This is a genomic window from Corallococcus sp. CA054B (assembly GCF_003611625.1).
Classification (GTDB): domain Bacteria; phylum Myxococcota; class Myxococcia; order Myxococcales; family Myxococcaceae; genus Corallococcus; species Corallococcus coralloides.
This window is the reverse complement of record NZ_RAVY01000377.1, coordinates 1-2,252: the sequence shown is the minus strand read 5'-3', so window position 1 is coordinate 2,252 and position 2,252 is coordinate 1. Positions and strand designations below refer to the sequence as shown.

Here is a 2,252-nt window from a genome sequence, read left to right as displayed (position 1 = left end):
GCCCTGCCCCCGACCGTGGACCCTGGCGGCCCGGCCCGGGTGGACGCCCTGGCCGCTGCCCCCGCGCCTGCCCTGGAGATGGTGACGGATGCGTCACTGGGGCTGAGCATCGAGGAGCCGCCCCGGACGGGGCCTGTCATCGGCATCGACCTGGGGACGACGAACTCGTGCGCCGCGTTCGTGCGCGGCAACAAGCCCGGGGTGCTGCCCAGCCGCGAGGGCCACAACACGGTGCCCTCCATCCTCGCGTTCAACCAGCGCGGCAAGCTGGTGGTGGGCCACCCCGCGAAGGGGCAGATGCTCACCAACCCGCGCCAGACGGTGTACGGCGCCAAGCGGCTGGTGGGCCGGCCGTACGCGTCGCCCATCGTCGGGCAGATCAAGGGCCGCTTCCACTACGAGATCGCCGCGGGGCAGAACGGCGAGGCGGCGGTGCGGTTGGGTGACCGCATCTATTCGCTCCAGCAGATCTCCGCGCTGATCCTCCGCGAAGTGCGCGAGGTGGCGCAGAACCAGCTGGGCCAGCTCATCTCCCGGGCGGTCATCACGGTGCCCGCCTACTACAACGACAACCAGCGGCACGCGGTGCGCGAGGCGGGGAAGCTCGCGGGCCTGTACGTGGAGCGCATCCTCAACGAGCCCACGGCAGCGGCGCTGGCGTACGGCTACGGCAAGAAGCTGAACCAGCGCGTGCTGGTCTACGACCTGGGCGGCGGCACGTTCGACGCGTCGGTGCTGGAGCTGCACGACACCGTCTACGAGGTGATCTCCACCGGCGGCGACACGTTCCTGGGCGGCATCGACTTCGACAACGCCATCGTGGAGTACCTCCTGCAGGAGTTCGAGCGGCAGACGGGCCGCGCCTTCCAGGGGGACCGGGTGGCCCTGCAGCGCATCAACGACGCGGCGGAGCGGGCCAAGTGCGCCCTGTCCGAGCGCTCCGAGATGCGGGTGCACGTGGCCTTCATCACGATGATCGACAACAAGCCGTATGACCTGGACGTCACGCTCACGCGGCAGAAGTTGATCGCCCTGACGGAGGGGCTGGTGGACCGCACGGTCCAGGTCTGCGAGGAGGTGCTCCAGGCCAAGGGGCTGAAGCCCACGGACATCGACGAGGTGATCCTCGTCGGTGGGCAGAGCCGCTTCCCGCTGGTGCACGAGAAGATCACCAGGTTCTTCGGCCGGCCGCCCAGCAAGGGCGTGCACCCGGACGAGGCCGTGGCGCTGGGCGCGGCGCTGCTGGCGCACAGCCTGGGGCAGCTGGAAGGCGTGGTGCTCATCGACGTGCTGCCCATGGCCATTGGCGTGGGCCTGCCGGGTGGGCGCTTCAAGCCGGTGCTGGAGCGCAACGTGTCGCTGCCGGCGGCGAAGAGCTACACGCTCTCCACGCACCGGGACGGACAGACGGAGCTGGAACTCACCGTCTTCCAGGGCGACTCCGAGCGCGCGCAGGACAACGAGTACCTGGGCACGCTGCGGCTCGCGGGCCTGCCGAAGAAGCCGCGGGGTGCGGTGCAGGTGACGGTGACGTTCGAGGTGAACAACGAATCGCTGCTCAAGGTGACCGCGAAGGAAGGCACCACGGGCCGCGAGGTCGTCAGCACGTTCACCACCCGCGACACGCCGGAGGCGGTGAAGGCGCGGCTGGCGCAGGAGGAGTCCGTGGCCGCCGCACCGGCGCCTCCGGTCGTGACTCCAGGGACCGCGGCTCCGGCGGCGCGCAAGGCCGCGGCGTCCCCTCCGGTCGTTCAGGAGGAGGCGCCGGATGTCGCAGTCGTGTCAAAGCAGAAAGGTTTCATGGGGTGGTTGAAGGGACTGTTCGGCCGCGCGTGAGTGCGTGTCGGGTCCCTGCTCCCCGAGTGGGCAGTCGTCGCAGGTCTTCCGTGTTTCATTGACGGGAGTGACTCGGGATTGAGCAGTCGGGCTGCTATGAAGTGTCGAAATTTTCGACACATGGACGGCCCCCCCCGTGACCGACCTCCCCCAATGCCTTCCTGGCGTCCTGCTGAAGCTTGCCCAAAATCCGTCCGCCCGGGCGCCGCTCTACACATTCCTAGGAGACGACGGCGAGGAGATCGTCTGGAGCGCGTTCGACCTGGACGTGCGCGCGAGGCGGATAGCAGCGGCGCTGCGTGAGCGAGGCGCGCAAGGCGAGCGCGTGTTGCTGCTGTACCCGCCGGGGCTGGACTACATCGCGGGCTTCTTCGGCTGTCTGTACGCGGGAGCGGTGGCGGTGCCCGCGTATCCGC

General features: G+C 69.3%; 2 protein-coding genes. Both read left to right on the top strand.

Features of this window, described 5'->3' with window-relative positions; translation table 11 throughout:
• A partial coding sequence (locus tag D7V80_RS40780) for an Hsp70 family protein (protein ID WP_233586096.1) occupies positions 1-1,836 on the top strand: 1,836 nt, incomplete at its 5' end.
• 136 nt (positions 1,837-1,972) lie between these two features.
• A partial coding sequence (locus D7V80_RS40775) for an AMP-binding protein (protein ID WP_147447397.1) occupies positions 1,973-2,252 on the top strand: 280 nt, incomplete at its 3' end.